Annotated in this window: 20 protein-coding genes; 16 read left to right on the top strand and 4 right to left on the bottom strand. The window is 68.5% G+C overall.

Annotated elements, in window-relative coordinates; translation table 11 throughout:
* Positions 1–28: 28 nt before the first annotated feature.
* The 4 genes from ACFYPA_RS03355 to ACFYPA_RS03340 form a co-directional block, all read right to left on the bottom strand.
* Positions 29–1,243: an acyl-CoA dehydrogenase family protein gene (locus tag ACFYPA_RS03355; RefSeq protein ID WP_359082211.1), complete on the bottom strand. Its 1,215-nt coding sequence runs from the start codon at positions 1,241–1,243 to the stop codon at positions 29–31.
* A 5-nt stretch (positions 1,244–1,248) separates the two neighbouring features.
* Positions 1,249–1,722 carry an SCP2 sterol-binding domain-containing protein gene (locus ACFYPA_RS03350; RefSeq protein WP_359082210.1) on the bottom strand — a complete coding sequence of 158 codons (474 nt, stop codon included), beginning with the start codon at positions 1,720–1,722 and terminating at the stop codon, positions 1,249–1,251.
* Positions 1,723–1,809: 87 nt separating this feature from the next.
* On the bottom strand, positions 1,810–2,073 hold the full coding sequence (locus ACFYPA_RS03345) for a hypothetical protein (RefSeq protein ID WP_389129145.1): 264 nt from the start codon (positions 2,071–2,073) through the stop codon (positions 1,810–1,812).
* A 218-nt stretch (positions 2,074–2,291) separates the two neighbouring features.
* The gene (locus ACFYPA_RS03340; protein WP_359082208.1) at positions 2,292–3,506 is read right to left on the bottom strand and encodes a helix-turn-helix domain-containing protein; all 1,215 of its coding nucleotides are present in this window, start codon (positions 3,504–3,506) and stop codon (positions 2,292–2,294) included.
* Positions 3,507–4,463: 957 nt separating this feature from the next.
* Between ACFYPA_RS03340 and ACFYPA_RS03335 the strand changes: the two genes are divergently transcribed.
* From ACFYPA_RS03335 to ACFYPA_RS03260, 16 genes are all read left to right on the top strand, one after another.
* Positions 4,464–5,111 (top strand): hypothetical protein, encoded by a 648-nt coding sequence (locus ACFYPA_RS03335; protein ID WP_359082207.1) that lies wholly within the window; start codon positions 4,464–4,466, stop codon positions 5,109–5,111.
* A gap of 225 nt (positions 5,112–5,336) precedes the next feature.
* On the top strand, positions 5,337–6,722 hold the full coding sequence (locus tag ACFYPA_RS03330; protein ID WP_389129141.1) for a DUF6801 domain-containing protein: 1,386 nt from the start codon (positions 5,337–5,339) through the stop codon (positions 6,720–6,722).
* A 52-nt stretch (positions 6,723–6,774) separates the two neighbouring features.
* On the top strand, positions 6,775–7,734 hold the full coding sequence (locus ACFYPA_RS03325) for a hypothetical protein (RefSeq protein WP_359082205.1): 960 nt from the start codon (positions 6,775–6,777) through the stop codon (positions 7,732–7,734).
* 671 nt (positions 7,735–8,405) lie between these two features.
* The gene (locus ACFYPA_RS03320; protein WP_359082204.1) at positions 8,406–9,401 is read left to right on the top strand and encodes an ATP-binding cassette domain-containing protein; all 996 of its coding nucleotides are present in this window, start codon (positions 8,406–8,408) and stop codon (positions 9,399–9,401) included.
* Entirely contained in the window at positions 9,398–10,246 is an 849-nt protein-coding gene (locus tag ACFYPA_RS03315) for an MlaE family ABC transporter permease (protein WP_389129137.1), read from the top strand. The genes ACFYPA_RS03320 and ACFYPA_RS03315 overlap by 4 nt, the downstream gene beginning before the upstream one ends.
* A gap of 3 nt (positions 10,247–10,249) precedes the next feature.
* Entirely contained in the window at positions 10,250–11,053 is an 804-nt protein-coding gene (locus ACFYPA_RS03310; protein WP_359082202.1) for an ABC transporter permease, read from the top strand.
* A complete protein-coding gene (locus tag ACFYPA_RS03305) occupies positions 11,053–12,366 on the top strand; it encodes an MCE family protein (protein ID WP_359311439.1) in 1,314 nt (437 codons plus the stop codon). Before ACFYPA_RS03310 ends, ACFYPA_RS03305 begins: the two co-directional genes overlap by 1 nt.
* Positions 12,363–13,397, top strand: coding sequence for an MCE family protein (locus tag ACFYPA_RS03300; RefSeq protein ID WP_389129133.1), 1,035 nt, complete (start codon positions 12,363–12,365; stop codon positions 13,395–13,397). The genes ACFYPA_RS03305 and ACFYPA_RS03300 overlap by 4 nt, the downstream gene beginning before the upstream one ends.
* Positions 13,394–14,413: an MCE family protein gene (locus ACFYPA_RS03295; RefSeq protein WP_389129130.1), complete on the top strand. Its 1,020-nt coding sequence runs from the start codon at positions 13,394–13,396 to the stop codon at positions 14,411–14,413. The genes ACFYPA_RS03300 and ACFYPA_RS03295 overlap by 4 nt, the downstream gene beginning before the upstream one ends.
* A gap of 1 nt (position 14,414) precedes the next feature.
* The gene (locus ACFYPA_RS03290) at positions 14,415–15,530 is read left to right on the top strand and encodes an MCE family protein (RefSeq protein WP_359082198.1); all 1,116 of its coding nucleotides are present in this window, start codon (positions 14,415–14,417) and stop codon (positions 15,528–15,530) included.
* On the top strand, positions 15,527–16,681 hold the full coding sequence (locus ACFYPA_RS03285; protein ID WP_389129127.1) for an MCE family protein: 1,155 nt from the start codon (positions 15,527–15,529) through the stop codon (positions 16,679–16,681). The genes ACFYPA_RS03290 and ACFYPA_RS03285 overlap by 4 nt, the downstream gene beginning before the upstream one ends.
* Positions 16,681–17,943: an MCE family protein gene (locus ACFYPA_RS03280; protein WP_389129124.1), complete on the top strand. Its 1,263-nt coding sequence runs from the start codon at positions 16,681–16,683 to the stop codon at positions 17,941–17,943. The genes ACFYPA_RS03285 and ACFYPA_RS03280 overlap by 1 nt, the downstream gene beginning before the upstream one ends.
* Complete coding sequence (locus tag ACFYPA_RS03275; protein WP_389129121.1) at positions 17,940–18,461, top strand: hypothetical protein; 522 nt, start codon at positions 17,940–17,942, stop codon at positions 18,459–18,461. Before ACFYPA_RS03280 ends, ACFYPA_RS03275 begins: the two co-directional genes overlap by 4 nt.
* A complete protein-coding gene (locus ACFYPA_RS03270) occupies positions 18,458–19,117 on the top strand; it encodes a hypothetical protein (RefSeq protein ID WP_389129118.1) in 660 nt (219 codons plus the stop codon). Before ACFYPA_RS03275 ends, ACFYPA_RS03270 begins: the two co-directional genes overlap by 4 nt.
* A gap of 68 nt (positions 19,118–19,185) precedes the next feature.
* The gene (locus ACFYPA_RS03265; RefSeq protein ID WP_389129116.1) at positions 19,186–19,716 is read left to right on the top strand and encodes a nuclear transport factor 2 family protein; all 531 of its coding nucleotides are present in this window, start codon (positions 19,186–19,188) and stop codon (positions 19,714–19,716) included.
* Between the two features lie 40 nt (positions 19,717–19,756).
* Entirely contained in the window at positions 19,757–20,461 is a 705-nt protein-coding gene (locus ACFYPA_RS03260; protein WP_359082193.1) for a hypothetical protein, read from the top strand.
* Position 20,462: the final 1 nt, after the last annotated feature.

The following is a 20,462-nucleotide window of genomic DNA, read 5'->3' as shown; positions in this document are numbered from 1 at the left end:
GTACCGGCCGCCGGCCCGTGCCCCCGTGTCAGCGGATGTGCCGCCCCGAGATCGCCCGTGCGATCACCAGGCGCTGGATCTCGCTGGTGCCCTCGAAGATCGTGTAGATCTTGGCGTCGCGGTACATCCGCTCCACCGGATGCTCCCTGCTGTACCCGGCGCCGCCGAGGATCTGGACGGCCTTCTCCGTCGCGGACACCGCCAGCTCACCGGCGCGCAGCTTGGACATGGAGCCCTGGCCCGCGTCGAAGGTCCGGTCGTTGCGGGCCATCCACGCGGCCTGCCAGATCAGCAGCCGTACGGACTCGATCTCCGTACGGATGTCGGCCAGCGCGAAGGCGATCGACTGGTTCTCGATGATGGGCCGGCCGAACGCCTCGCGCTGTCCGGCGTACTCCAGCGCGTACTCGTACGCCGCGCGCGCGATGCCCAGCGCCTGGGCGCCGACGGTCGGGCGGCTGACCTCGAAGGTCGCCATCGCCGCCTGGCCCTTGGCGGTGCCGCCCTCGCGGGCGCGCGCGAGCCGGGCGTCCAGCTTCTCCTTTCCGCCGAGCAGGCAGTGCCCGGGAACGCGTACGTCGTCGAGGAAGACGTCCGCCGTGTGCGAGGCGCGCAGGCCCAGCTTCTTGATGGTGCGGCTCGCCTCCAGGCCCTTCGTGGCGGGCGGCACGATGAACGCGGCCTGTCCGCGCGCACCGAGCGACGGGTCGACCGAGGCGACGACCACATGGATCTCGGCGATCCCGCCGTTGGTGATCCACGCCTTCTGGCCGGAGAGCACCCACTCGTCCTTGGCCTCGTCGTAGCGGGCCTTCGTCGCCATCGCGGAGACGTCGGAGCCGGCCTGCGGTTCGGAGACGCAGAACGCCGCCACCTTCGGGTCGTCCTCGTCGCCGTAGCACTGCGGTACCCACTCGGCGAGCTGGTCCGGCGTACCGGAGGCGAAGATCCCGGCGACGGCGAGGGAGGTGCCGAAGAGCGCCATGCCGATTCCGGCGTCGCCCCAGAACAGCTCCTCGTTGGCTATCTGGAGGGAGAGCCCGGACGGATCGCCGTACATGTCGGCCAGGGACTCGAATCCATACAGACCGATCCGGGCCGCTTCCTGGATGACGGGCCAGGGCGTCTCCTCGCGGGCGTCCCATTCGGCGGCGGCCGGGCGCACCACCTGGGCGGCGAAGCCGTGCACCCAGTTGCGCAGGTCCTGCTGCTCCTCGGTGAGGGCGAGGGAGAAGTAGCTCATCGGCCTCAGGCCTTCGGGATGTCGAAGTAGCGGGTGAGGCCCGAGGCGAGACCGACGTCGCCGGCCACCTTCAGCTTGCGCATCATGAACATCGTCACGGGATTGCCGTTGCCGGAGACCAGCTTGAGGAACTCCGCGTCGGCCATCACCAGCGTCGTGCGCGGCTCGGCCTCCGAGCGGCCCTCGCTGACGGTGCAGGCGCCGTCCGCGATCGTGGTCTCGTAGACCGCTTCGGTGTCACCGGTGATCTTCCAGCGGATCAGCGCCTTGAGCTGTCCCGCCGCCTCGGGGCGGAACTGCTGCTTCATCCGGCCGAAGACCTCGCCGAGCACCCGGGTGCGCAGTTCGCCGTGCATGACCTCGCCGAGCTGCTTGGCGGACAGGCCCTTCACGATCCGTGCGAACTCCTCGGGGGAGACGGCCGCGAAGTCGAGGGCGGTCAGTTCGTCGGTGAGGTTGCCGCTGCTGTTGTCGGCCACGCCAGTTCCTTACTCTGGAGTAAACTTACTTCGGAGTAAGGTAAGCGCATGGTGGCGCCTCCGCAAGATGGAGATGCGGCGGGGGAGTCACCAGGAGCTGCCGGGGCGCACCGCGAGCCGGGGGTGGTGGGCGGAGAGCACCTTGTTGGCGCGGGCCAGTTCGGACAGGGCCTGCTCGCGGTCGGCCTGGTCCTCGACGCCCAGCCGCGGGCCGCGGAACCTGCGGACCTCCCGCGCGGCGCGTTCGGCGTCGAACTCCGCCTCCAGGATGTGCGGCGGGATGCAGGAGCCGATCAGCGCCGCGATGCGGTCCGGGATCGGTACGGGGACGAGCAGGTGCGAGGCGGTCATGGGGGTTCCCTCTCGAATGGTGGCCAGGAGGTCGGACGTCGCGGCCGCCGGGTGGGCGGCCGACTCCTCCATATGTACGGGACGCAGTTCCGGGTTTCTCGTTGAGAACGTCTCCGTGTGGCAACCGTCTGGGAGTGACCGGGTATTTCCCCTTACCCATAAGTAAGTTGACGCGCAGTGAAGGCCGTGTTCTGGCCGGAAACGGTTCTGCGGACGGATTACAGCGTGGAGTCGTCGGCGCGGGCTTGGAGTTGGAGTGCCCGCAGGACCGCCTCGGTGGAGAACCGGCTCTCCGGATCGGTCAGTTGCTGACCGAAGATGGACTCCAGGTTGCGCATGCGGTAGCGGACCGTCTGCGGGTGCACATCCAGGAGTTCGCCCATGTGGGCGGCCGTGCCGCGGGTGTCGAGCCAGATGCGCAGGGTCTCGATCAGCCGCTCCCGCCGGGTGGCACTGATGCCGGCGACGGGCGCGAGCTCCCGCTGGGCCAGCTGCTCCAGGAGAACCGGATCCGACAGCAGCCACAGGGTGATGAGGTGGTCCTCGCAGAGGATGAACGGCGCGTCGTCGATGACGCCCGCGTCGACGAGTTCGAGGACTCGCCTGGCCCAGCGGATCGAGTCCGAGGCCAGGGCGGTGGGGACGGTCAGCCCGATCGCGGTACGGGCGCCGGGGAGCGCCTGGTCGAGCATGGATCTTCGTGCGTCGTCGAGGGGGCCGGGGATCAGCAGATGGGGCTGTGGGTCGCTGAGGTCGACCAGGAGGTCGCGGTCGGCACTGGCCCGGTCCAGGCCGGCGGGGGAGCGGGCCGCGACGAGAGTGACCTCGTCGGGCAGCGTCCATCCGGTCTGCTCGCACAGTTCGGCGATGGCGGTACGGGGGACGGGGCGCCCCGCCAGGATCAGGTGGAGCAGCCGCCGGCGCATGGCCTCGGTCTGTTCGCCACTCTGCGACTGCACCTCCAGGAAGCCCTCCCGGGAGAGCGATTCGAGTTCGTCGATGTAGGCGAAGAGCGCGTCGGCGAAGCTGAGCATCAGGGTGGGCGAGAAGTTGTAGCTCCGGCCGACCTTCTTCGCCCGGCGCAGGGCGACGCGCGCGCCGAGCCGATAGGCGCCCTGGAGCGTCTCCATGGTGCGGCCTTCGTATGCCTCGAAGCGTCCGAACCGACGGCACATGTCGTCGCGCAGTGAGGTGGATGTGGACGGTTCGGCCACCAGGTCCACGAAGGAGGACAGGCTCTGCTCGACACCGACGCGAATGGCCTGTCCGTTGGGGCCGCTGAGCAGACGCGCGTACTCCGGGTAGGCCCGGGTGACCTCGACGCCGATCTCCTTGATCAGGCTCGGCAGTTCGGGCCGCATGATGGTGGCGAATTCCTGGGGGAGCGGGCCCAGCGGATCCCCAGTGTCCAAAGGTGAGATGACTTTCGGCATGACGTGTCCCCTTGCTCTCCGGCGCCCGGTGGGGGTGAGGCGGTGGGGGAAAGCGCTCCCACGAACCGACAGGTGCGTACCAAGTTCGCGATGAAGATAGACCAAGTCAGCTGCTGTGCGCACCACTTGCACAAGATCGAAGTGTAAGGGGCACACGTCTCGGCCCGGTTGTGGTGCTCCGGTGCAGGTGGGACGCGAGTACTCACTTCCGGACAATGTTTTTCGGACATTTACTCTTGAGCGAGCAAAAAAGTAACCCTGGGTAACGGTAGGCTGGTGCCGACGGCGCTGCGGCGGGGCGGGGATTTCGAAGTCGGGTCGCTCTGCGGGCCTTCGGCGGGGCAGCCCGACCGGTGAGCGATAACCGAACCGGATTTTCCGGGACCGAATAGAGAATTCGGCGCGGGAAAGGGTGACGTCGCGGTCGGGGATTAAAAAGATGTGTGCCGAGGCGGATATCGGCTCGCGTCCACTCCGTCTCGGTGCGAGCCCGCGCCTCGGCGGTGGCCGTTGCCGGCGCACGGGAGCGTGGCGCGGGAGACGTTCACGCCTCGCACGGCATTGTGCCACCGTATGGACGATCTTACCGGCGGGTACGGGTGGTGCCGCGGGCCCGCCGGGGCGCCTCCCGCCTCTGCTCGTGGTGAGCACTGGGAGGCTGTACGGGGCAGGTACTCGCGCGTAAGTGCTCACTTTCGGATAGAAAATCGTGGCGATCTGCTGAGATGTCGCTAAGAGGCTACGCGTTTATCGAGAGCGTCAGGGAATTTCTGCGCCGGGTATTGCAGCGTTGGGCTACTGGCTCGTAACGTTCGATCCGCACGGAGTTCGATCACGCAGTCGAGTCCTTGGACTTCTGCGTTTCACGATGTGAGCCGCCCTCGTGCCAAGCCCATTACCGGGCGCGGTCCGAGGTATTCGGGTACGTCCAACTCCACCCCACCGGAGGGTAGTTCCGTGAGAACGATCACCAAGCGCTCCCTGTTCGCCACCGCCGTCGCAGCCGCCGCGCTCGGCCTCACCGTCACCTCGGCCTCCGCCACCGCGCTGGCCACGTACACCGTCGTCAACCCGAACGCGAACGGGTCGTTCACGGCTTCGCTCAAGGCGGGTACGACAGCGGACCTGCTGGACACCGTGACCAACCAGTCGGTGACCTGCTACTCCGCGACCGCCAGCGGTACCGCCACCAACGGTGTGCACGCCAGCGGCACCAACCTGGCGACGATCTCCTCGGCCACGTTCGGCAACCCGGTCAGCGACCCCTGTGACGGGCCGCTCGGATCCTCGTTCAGCGCCGTGTCGACCTCCACCATCAGCCTCAACGCAACCAGCTACAGCGCCGGGGTCACGTCGGGCTCGCTCTCGAACGTGAACGTGACCATCACCGGAGACACGCTCTTCGGGGTGTGCACGGCCAAGATCTCGGGGACGGCGAGCAACGCCAAGTACACCAACTCCACGGGTGAGCTGTCCATCACCAACGGCGCCGGTCTCACCATCTCCAACGTCAGCAACTGTGCCTCGCTGATGAACAACGGCGACGCCGCCAAGTTCTCGGCCATCTACAAGCTGGCCAAGCCCATCACCGTCACCTCTCCGTGAACCGGTAGCGACCGCGATGGCCGCGAGCTGCGTGCCGGAGATGACTTCTCCGGCACGCAGCTCCGTCCGCAGCGGGGCGAGTCCGGTTTCCTCAGATGACCAGTCAGCTCCAAGACGACAGCAGGTTCCGAGATGATATTCAGAGCGGGCCGCACCCAGCGGACGGCTCAGGCCGGCGCGGTCGGTGTCGTGGCACTTCTGGCCGGGCTCATGCCGGGAACGGGGATGGCCAGTGATACCCGTCCGGTCGATGCCGACATCGGGTACACCTGCGCTTTCGCCTCCGGAGCACGGCAGGTGGTGGTGCGTGTCTCCACCGAACTCCCGACGAGTTCCCCGGTCGGCACCGCCGTCAGGCCTGATCAGGTGCGTCTCGGGCTCACTCTTCCGCGCACCGCTCTGGCGGAACTGCCGGCCGACGCCACGTCCCGGGTATCGGGCTCCGCCCGGCTGACGACGGCGGTGACGCAGAACGGGACACCGACCGAGGTGATGTGGCAGGACCTTGCCGTCGAGGAGGTGGACGCGGCCCCGAAGGAGGACGTGGTGATCGAGGCCGCGGGCGAGGTGCCGACCGTGACGCCCCGTTCCGCGGGCGACATGGTCTTCACCGCCGGAGCTCTGGAACTCGATCTGGTGCTGCGTTCCGGCGATGCGGCCACCGGGGCTCCCGTGGTCGTCTCCCTCTCCTGCGCCGTCGACCCCGACCAGCAGCCGGAACTGGCCACGGTCGCGGTGCCCGCCACGGTCGGGCAGACTCCGGACGCGCGGACGATGCCGGAAGTGCCGGCCCGCCCGGGGCCGGCCGTACGGGACCGCGGCACGGAGGCGTCGGCCTCGACGCCGGCCGGGGCGGAGGATTACGACCCACCGGTGCCCGCGGAATGCACCCTCATCTACGGTCCCGTCGAAACCCCGGCACGTGGAGCCCACGGCTACATGGCCGGGTACTCCAATGTGAACAAGCAGAAGGCCGCCATGGCTTTCAGCGAGCCCGGTCATCTCCGGCTCCAGCTCAATTCCGCCACGGCCGCCTACATGTGCCCGGGCGGCAAGAGTCTGACCTGGCTCAAGTCCGAGGCCACACTCGACTACAACGGCAAGCCTCAGATGCCTCCGGCCACGTCCACGTTCCTGACCTTCGGCTTCATGCCGACGACGGCCACGCTCGAGCTCGAACTCACCAAGCCCGCCCGAATCGACACACTTGCCGAAGGGCCCGACCCCATCACCAGAAGGCGTCCGGAAACCACCACATCGACGCAGGAGATGACTCTCCGGCTGTACGACGTGGAAGTGAACGGGACCCCGCTGGATGTGGGCCCCTCGTGCCGCACCGTCCGGCCCATGAAGCTCGTCCTGACCGGAAAGGGCTCCACGGGAAGGAACCCGGCGACCGAGGGCTACACCGTGAAAACCGGTGGGGCTCTCGTCGGGTCCGCCGACATTCCCGCATTCACCGGCTGCGGGGTCACAGAGGACCTGGACAACATCTTCACCGCCGCGGTCTCCGGAAACGGCAACTACACCAAGATGATGCAGGGCGCCCTGTGCGTGGACGAGGTTCCGCTCAACTGCCCCGAGCCTCCCAGGCCCCGTCCGGAACGCTGAACCATCGAATCACCCGTCTGCCCCACCTTCCTCGAGAAAGGCCGGACCTTCCATGAGTGCTGCCCCGAAACTCTTCAGACCCGCTCTCTTCGGCGCGCTGGTGGCTGTGGCCATCGGCATTCCGCTCAGCACTTCGCCTGCGAGTGCCGCATCCGCCCAGGCCATGAACGGCAACTGGGCGCCCTTCAGCCGGTGCCCGGTCGACGATCCGGCCATGCTCGCGGCGGACGGCACGACGGACATCGCGATATGCGTGGCCTCGCACTCCGACAGCGGCTCCATCAAACTCGGCAACACCGTGGCGACGACCGGGGCGAATGATCTCCAGTTCGGGATCGTGCGCAACGCGTCGACGGGGGCCGCCCGGATCGTGGCACCCGCGGGCGGCTCGATCGTGGGCGCGCCGACGGAGATCCCCGGCGGCCTGCTGGGCATCATGTGCACCGACGGCATACCCGTGATCTCCGCGATCTGTAACCAGTTGGCGGACGCCAGCCTCAACAGGGTCGTCGCCACGGTGGAGTCCGCCGGCACGCCCAGCAACTTCGACCTGACCGCGGGGATGCAGAGCGGCAAGGTGATCGTGGACATCCCGGTCCGGATCCACCTGCAGAACACCTTCCTCGGGTCCAAGTGCTACATCGGGACCACCTCCAAGCCGGTCGTTCTGCGTCCGCAGAACCTCACGGCGCCGGCCCTGGCCAGCCAGCGCTACAACGCCGATGGCACGCCCAACACCAGGGGGCTGCTGAACCGCGTCGCCCTGACCGGCAACGACCAGGGGGACAGCGGCTTCGCCGTCCCGGGTGTGAGTGGCTGCGGGCCGCTGACCCTCGGCGAGCTCAACTGGGCGGTCAACCTCAAGACGGCCCTGCCCTCGGCGGCCGGCAACAACAACCTCGTGCTGAACGACGCCGCGACCTACACGGCGGGCCTGACCGCCCCGGGCAGCTCCGCGCCCCATGCCGGACAGGCGCTTTCGGACAGCTGGCACGCGGGAGTGGCTCAGTAGTTCACGGCACGTCCACCCGGGCCTGCGAAAAAGGGTCTCCGCCCCGCACGGAATACTGTTCCGGGCGGGGCGGGTCCATGCGCAGGTGAGTACACCGAGGGCGGCGCACCGGGCCGGAAAGGCTCACTTCCCGACAACCGGACGGTGGGCATTACTCACCCCCGTACAAAAACAACCCTGCTGCCAATAGCCGTGCAAAAAGTTCGGGAACCGCTATTGCGAAGGCAGGTTACTCAGCCGTAGCGTCCCGGGTAAGCAGCACGGAAACGCGTCCGTGGCTGCTCGCTCGACGCTCGTGGAGTCCAGGTCGCGCCCCCCTTGACCAGGATTCCGTACCGGGAACGGATTGATGCCGAACCCTCTGTCCGGGGTGGCGTTCCCGCTGCCGGGGCCCCATGGCTCCGGCCCCCACAGGCCGTGGGAACCCGCCCCGCACGCAGGAGATCTTGCGCAGATTCCGACAAAGTCGCCCCCAGGCTTTGTCACTCGGTGACAAGTGATCCACATCGAGCACCTGGTTCGCCGATTTCCGCTGTTCAACGGCTTGTCCTGGCGGTTTCGGCGGACATAACGTGCGCCTCCTGGTGCATGTGTGACGAGCCGCCATTGGATTTCTCAGAGCCGGAGCGCTGACAGATGACTTCGTTCACCGATACGTCGAGGGAGGGCCGATGGGAATCGAAGTAGTCGTTGAAGGCCTTACGAAATCCTTCGGTAAGCAGAACATCTGGCAGGACGTCAGCCTGACTCTGCCCGCCGGCGAAGTGAGCGTGATGCTCGGTCCTTCCGGCACCGGAAAGACCGTCTTCCTCAAATCCATCATCGGCCTGCTGAAGCCCGAGCAGGGGCGCGTGCTCATCAACGGCGTCGACATGGTGAACAGTTCCGAGCGAAAGATCATGGAGACCCGGAAGCTGTTCGGGCTCATGTTCCAGGACGGCGCGCTCTTCGGGTCCATGTCCCTCTTCGACAACATCGCCTTCCCCTTGCGTGAACACACCCGCAAGAGGGAGTCGGAAATCCGGCGCATCGTCATGGAGCGGATCGACATCGTCGGACTTCTCGGCGCCGAGGACAAACTTCCCGGCGAGATATCCGGCGGAATGCGCAAGCGGGCCGGCCTGGCCCGCGCACTCGTCCTGGACCCGCAGATCATCCTCTGCGACGAGCCGGACTCCGGACTCGACCCGGTCCGCACCGCGTTCATCTCGCAGCTGCTGATCGACCTCAACGCCCAGATCGACGCGACGATGCTGATCGTCACCCACAACCTCGACATCGCCTCGACCGTCCCGGACAACATGGGGATGCTGTTCTGCCGCAACCTCGTCACCTTCGGGCCGCGCGAGGTGCTCCTGACCAGCGATCTGCCCGTCGTCTCCCAGTTCCTCGCCGGGCGGCGCGAAGGGCCCATCGGGATGTCCGAGGAGAAGGACGCCGCCACCCTCGCCGCCGAGGAGCTCAACGGCTACGGGCAGGGCATCAGTTCGGCGAACGCGCCCCGCACGGTCGTCCCGCAGCTGGAGCCCTCGCCGGGCCTGCCGGTGCGCCAGGGCGCGCTGCGCCGCCGGGAGCGGGTCATGTCGATGATGGGACAGCTGCCGGAGGCCGCCCGTACGGCCATCCTGAACAGCTACAGCCCCGCCGCGGGCGGTGGGCGCCCATGACCGCCCCCATGCCGGTGCGGCCCCCCGGGCAGCCGGTGGACCGGGTGCCGGAGAAGGCGCCCGAGCAGAGACGCCCGACGCGGCTGTTCGCCCCACTGCGCGAGACCGGGAGGCTGTTCGCCCTCGCCGGGACCGTGTGCCGCGAGACCTTCCGCAGGCCCTTCCAGGTGCGGGAGTTCATCGAGCAGTTCTGGTTCGTCGCCAGCGTCACCATCCTGCCGGCCGCCCTCGTCTCCATCCCCTTCGGCGCGGTCATCGCCCTCCAGGTCGGCTCCCTCACCCAGCAGCTCGGAGCCCAGTCCTTCACCGGCGGAGCCAGCGTCCTCGCCGTCATCCAGCAGGCCAGCCCGATCATCGTGGCGCTCCTGGTCTCCGGGGCCGCCGGTTCGGCCATCTGCGCCGACCTCGGCTCGCGAAAGATCCGCGAGGAGCTCGACGCGATGGAGGTCATGGGTGTCTCGCCGGTGCAGCGCCTCGTCGTCCCGCGGGTCCTTGCCACCATGCTGGTCGCCGTCCTGCTCAACGGCCTCGTCTCCGTGGTCGGCACGATGGGCGGCTACTTCTTCAACGTGATCATGCAGGACGGCACCCCCGGGGCCTATCTGTCGAGCTTCTCCGCCCTGGCCCAGCTTCCCGACCTGTACATCAGCGAGATCAAGGCCCTGATCTTCGGCTTCATCGCCGGCATCGTCGCCGCCTACCGCGGGCTCAATCCGCGCGGCGGTCCGAAGGGGGTGGGGGACGCGGTCAACCAGTCCGTCGTCATCACCTTCATGCTGCTGTTCTTCGTGAACATGGTCCTCACGGCGATCTATCTCCAGATCGTCCCCGCGAAGGGGAGCTGACCGATGTCGATGCTCAGCTGGCTCGACCGATCCGGCGATCAACTCACCTTCTACGTCCGGGCACTGGTCTGGATACCCAGAACCCTGCGTCGCTACCTCAAGGAGGTGCAGCGCCTCCTGGCGGAAGTCGCCTTCGGCAGCGGCGGCCTCGGCGTCGTCGGCGGCACCATCGGCGTGATGATCGCGATGACGCTCGCCACCGGCACGGTCGTCGGCCTCCAGGGCTACGCCGCCCTCAACCAGATCGGCACCGCGGCCTTCACCGGCTTCATCTCCGCCTACTTCAACACCCGGGAGATCGCCCCCCTCGTCGCAGGCCTCGCCCTCTCCGCGACCGTCGGCGCGGGCTTCACCGCCCAGCTCGGCGCCATGCGCATCAACGAGGAGATCGACGGCCTGGAGTCGATGGGCGTGCGCTCCATGCCCTATCTCGTCACCACCAGGATCATCGCCGGGGTCGTCGCCATCATCCCGCTGTACGCGATCGGGCTGCTCTCCTCGTACCTCGCCTCCCGCTACGTCACCGTCCTGTTCAACGGACAGTCGGCCGGCACCTACGACCACTACTTCAATCTCTTCCTGTCTCCGCAGGACGTCCTGCTGTCGGTGCTCAAAGTGCTGATCTTCAGCGTGATGGTGATCCTCGCGCACTGCTACTACGGCTTCCACGCGAGTGGCGGACCCGCCGGAGTGGGCGTGGCGGTCGGCCGTTCGGTGCGCAACGCGATCGTGCTGATCAGCGTCACCGACTTCTTCCTCTCGCTCGCGATCTGGGGCGCCACGACGACCGTGAAGGTGGCCGGCTGATGAAGACCCGGACCACACGGGCGGTCAGCCGCCGACTCGCCGGAGTCACCTTCCTGCTCGTGCCCGCCCTGCTCATCTGGGTGTCGGTCGCGGTGTACGAGAAGGAGTTCACGGACGACGCCACCGTCACGGTACGTACCGGAAGCGTCGGCAACGAGATGCACGACAACGCCGACGTGAAGCTGCGGGGCGTGGTCATCGGACAGGTGCGCGACATCGCGGTCGACGACGAGGGGGCGCGGCTCACCCTCGCGATCCAGCCCGGAAAGCTCGACCGGATCCCGGCTGACGTGACCGCCCAGATGCTGCCCACCACTCTGTTCGGCGAACGGTTCGTGGCGCTCGTGCCGCCCGCCGTACCGTCCGCGCAGACGCTGCGCGCCGGAGCCGTCATCCCGCAGGACCGCTCCAGCAACGCCATCGAGTTGGAAGAAGTCCTCGACAACGTCCTGCCGCTGCTGACCGCCGTCCAGCCGGCCAAGCTCTCCGCCACCCTCAACGCGGTCTCGCAGGCGCTCCAGGGACGCGGCGAGAAGCTCGGTGACACGCTCGTCACGCTCGACCGGCACCTCCGTAAGTTCAACCCCCAGCTCCCCACGCTCAACGCCGACATCAGGGAACTCGTCAAGGTGAGCAGGGTGTACGGCGACGCCGCACCGGACATCCTGGACGCGCTCACCGACTTCACCACCACCAGCGGGACCATCGCCGACCAGCAGGCCGAGCTCGCTGACCTGTACGGCTCCACGACCTCGTCCGCGCAGGACCTCACCACCTTCCTGAAGGAGAACAAGGACAACCTGATCCGGCTCTCCGCCACGGGCCGGCCGACCCTGGAACTCCTGGCGAAGTACTCGTCCGAATTCCCCTGCACCCTGCGGACGGTGGCCGGATTCGTGCCCGCGATGGACAAGGCACTGGGCAAGGGCACCGACCAGCCCGGTCTGCACGTCACCGTCAAGGCCGTCGAGTCCCGCGGAAAGTACGTACCCGGCAAGGACACCCCGGTGTACGACGCGACCGGCGGACCGCACTGCTACTCCGTGCCGTACGTCGGCGCGGGCGAGCCGACGGCAGCGGGGCTCATCCAGGCGTCGGCCGCCGCCGACGAGGGTGCCGCCGATGACGAACAGGGCAGCACCGACCCCGAAGGCACGGACACCTCGCTCGGCATGCCCAACTCCCCGCAGGAGAGCCGGCTCGTCAACGAGCTGGTCGCTCCCTCACTGAAAGTCCAGCCGCGGACCCTGCCCGACTGGAGCAGCGTGCTCATCGGTCCGGCCTTCCGCGGTGCGGAGGTGAAGCTCAAGTGAAGCGCCGCTCCCTCGCGGGTCCGCTCGCGAAATCGATCGTCTTCGTCCTGGTGACCGTCCTGGCCACCACCGTCCTCGGTCTCTCCATCGCCAACACCGGAGTCGGCGACACCACCACGTACCGGGCCAGGTTCACCGACGTCACCGGACTGATCGTCGGTGACAGCGTCCGGATCGCCGGGGTCAAGGTCGGACAGGTCGAGTCCATCGAGGTGGCCGACAAGCGGCTTGCCGAGGTCGGCTTCGCCGTCCGCAAGGGGCGCAGGCTCCCCGCCTCGGTGACCGCCTCGATCAAGTACCTCAACATGGTCGGCCAGCGCTACATCGACCTAGACCAGGGTGCGGGTCCGGTCGGCAGGAGCTTCGGGACCGGGGCGACCATTCCGCTCTCCCGCACCACCCCGGCACTCGACCTGACCCAGCTCTTCAACGGCTTCCAGCCGCTCTTCGAAGGGCTGTCCCCGCCGGACGTCAACCAGCTCGCCGGCTCCATCGTCCAGGTGCTCCAGGGCGAGGGCGGCACCGTGGACAGCATCCTCCAGCACGTCGGTTCCCTGACCAGCACGGTCGCGGCCAAGGACGAGGTGATCGGCGAGGTGATCAAGAACCTCAACACCGTGCTCAAGACCGTGAACGACCGGGAGGCCGGCTTCGACGACCTCGTCGACACGCTCCAGCAGCTCGTCACGGGATTCTCCGGCGACCGCAAGCCGCTCGGAGAGGCGGTCACGGCGATGGGCGCGCTCACCACGGTCACCGCCGACCTGTTGCAGGACGGACGTAAGCCGCTCAAGGACGGCATCAAGCAACTCGGGCGTCTTTCGGACCAGTTGGGCAAGGGGGCTCCGCAGATCGAGAACATGCTGACGAAGACCCCGGCCAAGATGGAGGCGATCAGCCGTCTCGCCTCGTACGGTTCCTGGCTCAACCTCTACCTCTGCGAGGCCAAGGTCAGCGGTGTGACGACCGAGGACGGCAGCGCACCCCCCACCGGGATCGGGATCACCACACCGAGCAGGTGCCTGGCATGAGAATCAGACCCTTGCGGGAACGCAACCCCGTGGCCATCGGCATCGTCGGGCTCCTCGTCCTGGCCCTCGCCGGATTCGCCGCCTACCGCGCCGACTCGTTGCCCTTCGTGGGCGGCGGCACCACGTACACCGCCGACTTCACCGAGTCCGCCGGTCTCGGCGACGGCGACGAGGTACGGATCGCCGGCGTCAAGGTCGGCGAGGTGACCGGTGTCTCGCTCAACGGCCCCAGGGTCAAGGTCAGCTTCCGGGTCAAGGACGCCTGGATCGGCAACTCCTCCACCGTGGGCATCGCCATCAAGACGCTCCTCGGCGAGAAGTACCTCGCCGTCGACCCGCTCGGCACCGGCCCCCAGGACCCGGACCTGCGCATCACCACGAGCCGTACGACCTCCCCGTACGACGTCACCCAGGCGTTCAACGGGCTGGGCGAGACCATCGGGGAGATCGACACCAAGCAGCTCGCCAAGAGCTTCGAGACGATCTCCGCCACCTTCAAGGACTCGCCCCCCGACGTGAAGAGCGCCGCCGACGGGCTCTCCGCCCTCTCGCGGACCGTCTCCGAACGCGACGCCCAGCTGGCCACCCTCCTCAAGGGCAGCAAGCAGCTCGCCAGGACCCTCGCCAACAAGAAGAGCAGCTTCGAAACCCTGTTGAAGGACGGCAACCTGCTCCTGGGAGAGATCCAGGCCCGCCGCGACTCCATCCATCTGCTGCTCACCGGCACCCGGGATCTGGGAACCCAGCTGACCGGCCTGGTCGCCGACAACAACAAGCAGCTGAAGCCGACCCTGGACTCGCTCGGCCGGGTCACCGCCGTACTGGTGAAGAACCGCAAGAGCCTCGACAAGGTCCTGTCGCTCGCAGGTTCGTACAACCGGCTCGTCGGCAACACCCTCGGCAGCGGCCGCTGGTTCGACAACTACGTCTGCGGGGTCGTCCCCAAGGACTACCTCCCCGCCGGCACGCCTCCGGCTACCGGATGCATGCCACCCGAGCAGCAAGGCGGCCGCTGACATGAGAATCACGCGCATCGTCGGCATGGGCGCCGGCCTCGCCGTCGTGGCCGTCGCGGCCACGACCGGTGTGATGGCCATGGACGAGGAGGGGACGACGACCGTCACCGCCTACTTCGACCAGGCAACCGGTGTGTATGCCGGATCCGACCTGCGGATCCTCGGCGTGAAGGTCGGCAGGGTCGAAAGCGTCAAGCCGAGGGGCAAGGAGGTCCAGGTCACGCTCCGCGTCGACAAGGGCGTCAAGGTGCCCGCGGCCGCACACGCCGTGGTCGTAGCCCCCAGCCTGGTGGCGGACCGGTACGTCCAGCTCGCCCCCGCGTACGACGGAGGACCGGTGCTGGCGGACGAGGCCATCCTGCCGGCCGCGAAGAACGCGACACCGGTCGAGGTCGATCAGCTCTACGCCTCCATCACGGAACTCTCCACCGCGCTCGGCCCCGACGGAGCCAACGCGAACGGCGCCCTGGCCAGGCTCCTCGACACCGGTGCCGAGAACCTCGACGGCAACGGAAAGGCCATCGGCGACTCCATCGAGCAGTTCGGCAAGGCGACGAAGACCCTCGACAGGAGCAGCGGAAACCTCTTCGACACCCTGTCCTACCTGCAGACCTTCACCACCATGCTGAAGGACAACGACGGCAACGTCCGCGCCGCCGAACAGCAGCTCAACTCGGTCACCGGGTTCCTCGCCGACGACAAGGAGAACCTCAGCGCGGCGCTGAAGGAACTGGGCTCCGCCCTCGGCCAGGTCAAGACCTTCATCCAGAAGAACCGCGGCGCCCTCAAAGCGAACGTGGACGCCCTGGTGCCGATCACCCAGACCCTGGTCGACCAGCGCGCCTCGCTCGCCGAGTCGCTGGACACCCTGCCACTCGCCGCGGGCAACGTGCTCAACGCGTACGACCCGCTCAACCGCACCCTCAACGGACGCACCAACCTCAACGAACTCTCCATGGGCGGACCGCTCACCGACGAGCGCCAGACCCTGGCCGGACTCGCGCCCGTGGACGCCGCACGGCAGAAGGCACTGCCCGCCCTGCCGCTTCCGGCCGTGGGAACCGTCTACGGCACCCCCGAGAAGACCGCCACGCAGAAGAAGGGGGCGAAGCGATGAGCCACGTGCCGCGCAGACCCGGCGCCCGCGTGACCGGCATCGCCGCCGTGCTCGCGGTGGGCGTCGGCCTGGTCCTGGTCGTCACCACGGTCGACCTGCCGACCTTCACCGGCATCGACCAGGTGACCCTGCCCGGTGGCGCGGACCTGGGGGACCATCCGTACGAGATCACCGCCGAGTTCGGCGATGTACTCAGCCTCGCCCCGCAGTCCTCGGTGAAGGTCAACGACGTGGCCGTCGGCCGCGTCACCAAGATCTCACTGGCCTCCGGCAGCTGGAACGCCAAGGTCACCATGCGGGTCAACGGAAAGATCAAACTGCCCGCCAACGCCTACGCCCACCTCGAACAGTCCAGCCTCCTGGGCGAGAAGTACATCCAGCTCTCCCCGCCCGCCGCCGGCACCGCCCAGGGGGCGCTCGCCGACGGCGCCCGCATCCCGCTGACCCGGACCAACCGGAATCCGGAGGTCGAGGAGGTCTTCGGCGCGCTGTCGATGCTGCTGAACGGCGGCGGCATCAACCAGCTCAAGACCATCACCACCGAACTCAACAAAGCACTTGCCGGACAGGAACCGCAGGTCCGTTCCATGCTGAAGCGGGTCGACACCCTCGTGACGAACCTGGACGGGCACAAGGAGGACATCACCGACGCCCTCGACGGCGTCAACCGGCTCTCCGCCACCCTCGCCACCCGCAAACAGGATGTCGGGACGGTCCTCACCGGGCTCAGCCCGGGCATGAAGGTCCTGGAGAAGCAGCGCGGCTCGCTCATGACCATGCTCCGCTCGCTCGACACCCTCTCCACCGTCGCCGTCGACACGGTCAACAGGAGCAAGGCCGACATGGTCGCCGACCTCAAGGCCCTCGCCCCCACGCTCCAGGCCCTCGCCGACTCCGGCCAGGACCTGCCCGACTCCCTCCAGGTGCTGCTCACCTACCCGTTCACGGACGAGGTGCTGCGCGGCGTGAAGGGCGACTACCTCAACGTCTACCTGGATGTGACGGCCATGCCCGGCACACAGATCATCCCGCCGCTCGACCCCGCCGGCACCACACCCCCGGCGGTCTCGGGCAGCACGGCCCAGAAGTCGGGCTCGGCCCTGCCGCTGCCCCTTCCCTCGGTCACCTCGACGACGAAGGGGAGCAACTGATGATCACCCCGGCCATCTGGATCAAGAACATCGTGTTCCTGGTCATCGCGGTGCTCGTGCTCGGCTATCTGGGAGTCCGCTACGCGGACCTCGGCCACTACATCGGCATGCGCGGCTACTACACCGTCAAGGTGCAGCTCCCGCAGACCGGCGGCCTGTTCACCCACTCCAACGTCACCTACCGGGGCGTTTCCGTGGGCCGCGTCGGTCCCATCGAACTCACCGACGACGGGGTGGAGGCCGAACTGCGCATCGAGAAGGACGCCCCGCCCATCCCGGACGGGCTGAAGGCGGTCGTCGCCAACCTCTCGTCGGTCGGCGAGCAGTACATCGACCTGCGGCCGACCCGCACCGAAGGGCCGTACCTGGCGAACGGCTCCGTCATCGACCAGGCGGACACGACGATTCCGGCGCCCGTCACCGACGTTCTCACCAGCGTCGACGACCTCGCCGGCTCCGTCGACCTGGAATCGCTGCGCACGGTCGTCGACGAGTTCGGCACCGCTTTCGAGGGCCGCGGTGACGACCTCCAGGTACTGCTGGACACCGGCGGCGACTTCGTCCGGGCGGCCGACGACGCCCTGCCCGTCAACACCCGGCTGATGATCGACGGCGAGACCGTGCTGCGCACCCAGGCCGAACAGGGCGACGCGCTCAAGGGGTTCGCTTCCGGCGCCAAGGAACTGGCCGCCGAGCTCAAGGGTTCCGACACCGATCTGCGCAAGCTCATCGCGGTCACCCCCGACGCGACCGGCCAGATCAGCGGCCTCCTGCGGGACCTCGACCCGAGCTTCGGTGTCGTCGTCGCCAACCTCCTCACCACCTCGGACGTCGCCGTCACCCGGCAACGCGGACTGGAGGAGCTCCTGGTGAAGCTTCCGGCCGTCGTCGCGGCGGGCTCCAGCGCGGTCGACGAGAACGGTGCCCGGTTCGGCATGTCGGTCACCTTCTTCGAGCCGCTGCCCTGCACCGCCGGGTACGGCGGCACGACCTACCGCAACGGCCTCGACGTCACGGCCGGCCCAGCGACCAACACCCGGGCCCGCTGCACCTCGTCGCCCGGCACCGGCATCAACGTCCGCGGCAGCGCGAACGCACCCAAGGGCGGGGCCCTGCCACCGCCGGCCAGGCCCGGCTCGATGCTTCTCACCGACGCGTCGCAGGACCGGCTGCCCGGCGCGCTCGGCGTCACCGCCGACACCGGCCCGGCTGCCGAAGGCATGGCCGGTCTGCTCGGCCTCGGACAGGGAGGCGGCGCATGACACCCCGGACGAAGACCCTGGGCGGATGGGCCGTCCTGCTCGCCGCCGTACTGATCTGCGCACTCGGCGGCTGGTCCTACGCACAGGCACGGGGTGACGACGACCTCGTGTACGCCAAGAGCCGGGACGCCGCGCTGGCCGACGGGAAGCTGCACCTCGCGCGGCTCAACAGTCTGGACGGCAAGAGCGCCAAGAGCGTGGACGCGGGACTCGGCGCGTGGCTCGACTCCTCGACCGGGCCGCTCCACGACCAGCTGAAGCGCACCCGGACGAAGGACGCGGGCGAGCTGACGAAGTCCGGTTCCACGGCACGCGGAAAGGTCACCGACGCGGCACTAACGGCCCTCGACGAGCGAACCGGCACCGCCGAGATGATCGCGACCGTCGATGTCCAGGTCACCCCGCGCACCGGAAAGGGCGGCACCGAGCGCAAACGCTTCGAGGCCACCCTCGCCCGGACCGCCGACGGCTGGAAGGTCAAGGCGCTCACGGCGATCGCGGTCGGGAGCGGCACATGAAGCGGCAGGGAGGGGCGGCGGTCGTGACCACCGGCACGGAACTGGAGGGCGTCGGCCGGGCCGACGCCCCGGCGGACGGGACACCGGGGGACGAGCCCGGCCAGGACACCGCGGCGGCCGCCGGGGCCGGTGAGGACGGGCCGCCGCCCGGAGCGGGCCCCCGCCTGCTGCGCGTGGCGGCCGGGGTACTGGTCGTCGCGCTGCTCGTCGCGGGTGGCGGGCTCTTCGCGGCGGGGCGTCAACTGCGCGACACCCCCGCCACCTCCAACCAGGCGCTGACCGACAGCCGAGCCACCACCCGGGTCGCGGGAGACGTCACCAACGCGCTCGGCAAGGTGTTCTCCTACAGCCCCGAAGCCACCGGCGTCACCAAGGAGTCCGCGAAGCAACTCCTCGCCGGCAAGGCGCTCCAGCAGTACGCGGCGCTCTTCGGCCAGGTGGAGAAGCAGGCCGCCGACCAGAAGCTCACCCTGACCACCCACGTCGTACGGGCGGGAGTGACCAGGCTGACCGACGAGAGCGCCCACCTGCTCGTCTTCCTGGACCAGGTCTACGAACGCAACGGGAAGGCCGCCAGCAGGGCAGCCGCTCAGCTCTCCGTCACCGCTCAACTGCGCGACGGACGCTGGACGATCATCGAGATCAACTCCAGATAGCGCCGCCCCGGCAGCGCGGAGAAGTACAGCACAGCACAGCACAGACCGGCCGGCAGGGAGAGGCAGCGATGGCACGGGTACGGATGACGAGGAACCCGCTGGTGGCGGCAGCGATCGTGCTGACCGTCGCGGCGGCCGGCGCCGCGGGCTGGGGCGGAGTGTCCCGGTACCAGGCGGCGCACGACGACTCGGCGGCGTACGCCCAGGTGCGCGACGACGCGCTGGCCGCCGGCGAACAGGCCGTGCAGAACATGAACACGCTCGATCACGAGCAGCTCGCCAAGGGGCTGGACAGCTGGGAGGACTCCACCACCGGGGACCTGCACCAGCAACTCGTCGACGGGCGGGACGGGTTCGTGAAGCAGATCGAGGAGGCGAAGACGGTCAGCACGGCCAAGGTGCTGTCCGGCGCGGTCACGGAGCTCGACGACCGGGCCGGCAAGGCGGGCGTGATGGTGGCGCTGCGGGTGACCGTGACTGCGCCCAAGGGCAAGCCCGCGGTCAAGGAGAGCCGGATGCTGGGGCAGCTCACCCGCACCCCCGACGGGTGGAAGCTCAGCGCCCTCGGCCAGGCGCCCGTCGGCAACACCGCCGGCTGACGTCGGCGACTCCCACCCCCGCACCGAGAGGACCCCGGACATGTCGACGACCCGTCACCTCGTCAACCGGCAGCGCCGCCTAGCCACCGTCGCCGCCGAACGCACCACCGCGCACGCCCCCGTGACCGAGCCCGTGGACGCCGGGGCTGTCCCGGAAGAAGCCGGCGTCGACGAGGCGGAACCGACCGAGAAGCCCGAAGAGGAGAAGCCGCGCTCCGGACGGCCACCCCGCCTCCGGATCACCCTGCCCGCCGTTCTCTGTGCCCTGACCATCCTCCTCGGCGCCTTCGCCGCCTGGGCGTTCACCTCGGCCGCCACCCTGAACGACGACCCGAGCCGGCAGAACACCGCGCTCACCGACATCGCCCGCACCAGCGAGGTGAAGGGGCAGATCACCGAGGCCGTCGGCGCGGTCTTCTCGTACAACTACGCCTCGCCCGCCAAGGCCGACACCGCGGTGAAGAAGTACCTGACGGGCAAGGCCGTTCAGCAGCACGAGGACATGCTCGCCGAAGTACGGGCGCAGGCGCCCAAGCAGAAGCTCGTCCTCACCACGACCGTCACCGAGAGCGGGGTGGAGCTGCTCGACGGCGACCGCGCCCGGCTGATCATCTTCGCCGACCAGAGCAACACCCGTACGGACAAGTCGGAGGAGACCACGTACGCCGCGGCCATGTTCGCCGTGGACGCCGTTCGGCGGGGCGGGACCTGGCGGATATCCGCCATCGACACGTTCACCCGGTGAC

This window comes from Streptomyces sp. NPDC005775, from assembly GCF_042871565.1.
Lineage (GTDB): Bacteria > Actinomycetota > Actinomycetes > Streptomycetales > Streptomycetaceae > Streptomyces.
The sequence above is the reverse complement of the archived record's forward strand: the minus strand, read 5'-3'. Positions and strand labels throughout refer to the sequence as shown.

Excerpts from the sequence above, each read along its gene's own strand:
- ACFYPA_RS03345 (WP_389129145.1), bottom strand. The coding sequence starts at position 2,073 with ATGACCGCCTCGCACCTGCTCGTCCCCGTACCGATCCCGGACCGCATC.
- ACFYPA_RS03260 (WP_359082193.1), top strand. The coding sequence starts at position 19,757 with ATGTCGACGACCCGTCACCTCGTCAACCGGCAGCGCCGCCTAGCCACC.
- ACFYPA_RS03355 (WP_359082211.1), bottom strand. The coding sequence starts at position 1,243 with ATGAGCTACTTCTCCCTCGCCCTCACCGAGGAGCAGCAGGACCTGCGC.
- ACFYPA_RS03280 (WP_389129124.1), top strand. The coding sequence starts at position 16,681 with ATGATCACCCCGGCCATCTGGATCAAGAACATCGTGTTCCTGGTCATC.
- ACFYPA_RS03325 (WP_359082205.1), top strand. The coding sequence starts at position 6,775 with ATGAGTGCTGCCCCGAAACTCTTCAGACCCGCTCTCTTCGGCGCGCTG.
- ACFYPA_RS03330 (WP_389129141.1), top strand. The coding sequence starts at position 5,337 with ATGGCCAGTGATACCCGTCCGGTCGATGCCGACATCGGGTACACCTGC.
- ACFYPA_RS03315 (WP_389129137.1), top strand. The coding sequence starts at position 9,398 with ATGACCGCCCCCATGCCGGTGCGGCCCCCCGGGCAGCCGGTGGACCGG.
- ACFYPA_RS03305 (WP_359311439.1), top strand. The coding sequence starts at position 11,053 with ATGAAGACCCGGACCACACGGGCGGTCAGCCGCCGACTCGCCGGAGTC.
- ACFYPA_RS03310 (WP_359082202.1), top strand. The coding sequence starts at position 10,250 with ATGTCGATGCTCAGCTGGCTCGACCGATCCGGCGATCAACTCACCTTC.
- ACFYPA_RS03295 (WP_389129130.1), top strand. The coding sequence starts at position 13,394 with ATGAGAATCAGACCCTTGCGGGAACGCAACCCCGTGGCCATCGGCATC.
- ACFYPA_RS03290 (WP_359082198.1), top strand. The coding sequence starts at position 14,415 with ATGAGAATCACGCGCATCGTCGGCATGGGCGCCGGCCTCGCCGTCGTG.
- ACFYPA_RS03320 (WP_359082204.1), top strand. The coding sequence starts at position 8,406 with ATGGGAATCGAAGTAGTCGTTGAAGGCCTTACGAAATCCTTCGGTAAG.
- ACFYPA_RS03270 (WP_389129118.1), top strand. The coding sequence starts at position 18,458 with ATGAAGCGGCAGGGAGGGGCGGCGGTCGTGACCACCGGCACGGAACTG.
- ACFYPA_RS03340 (WP_359082208.1), bottom strand. The coding sequence starts at position 3,506 with ATGCCGAAAGTCATCTCACCTTTGGACACTGGGGATCCGCTGGGCCCG.
- ACFYPA_RS03265 (WP_389129116.1), top strand. The coding sequence starts at position 19,186 with ATGGCACGGGTACGGATGACGAGGAACCCGCTGGTGGCGGCAGCGATC.
- ACFYPA_RS03285 (WP_389129127.1), top strand. The coding sequence starts at position 15,527 with ATGAGCCACGTGCCGCGCAGACCCGGCGCCCGCGTGACCGGCATCGCC.
- ACFYPA_RS03275 (WP_389129121.1), top strand. The coding sequence starts at position 17,940 with ATGACACCCCGGACGAAGACCCTGGGCGGATGGGCCGTCCTGCTCGCC.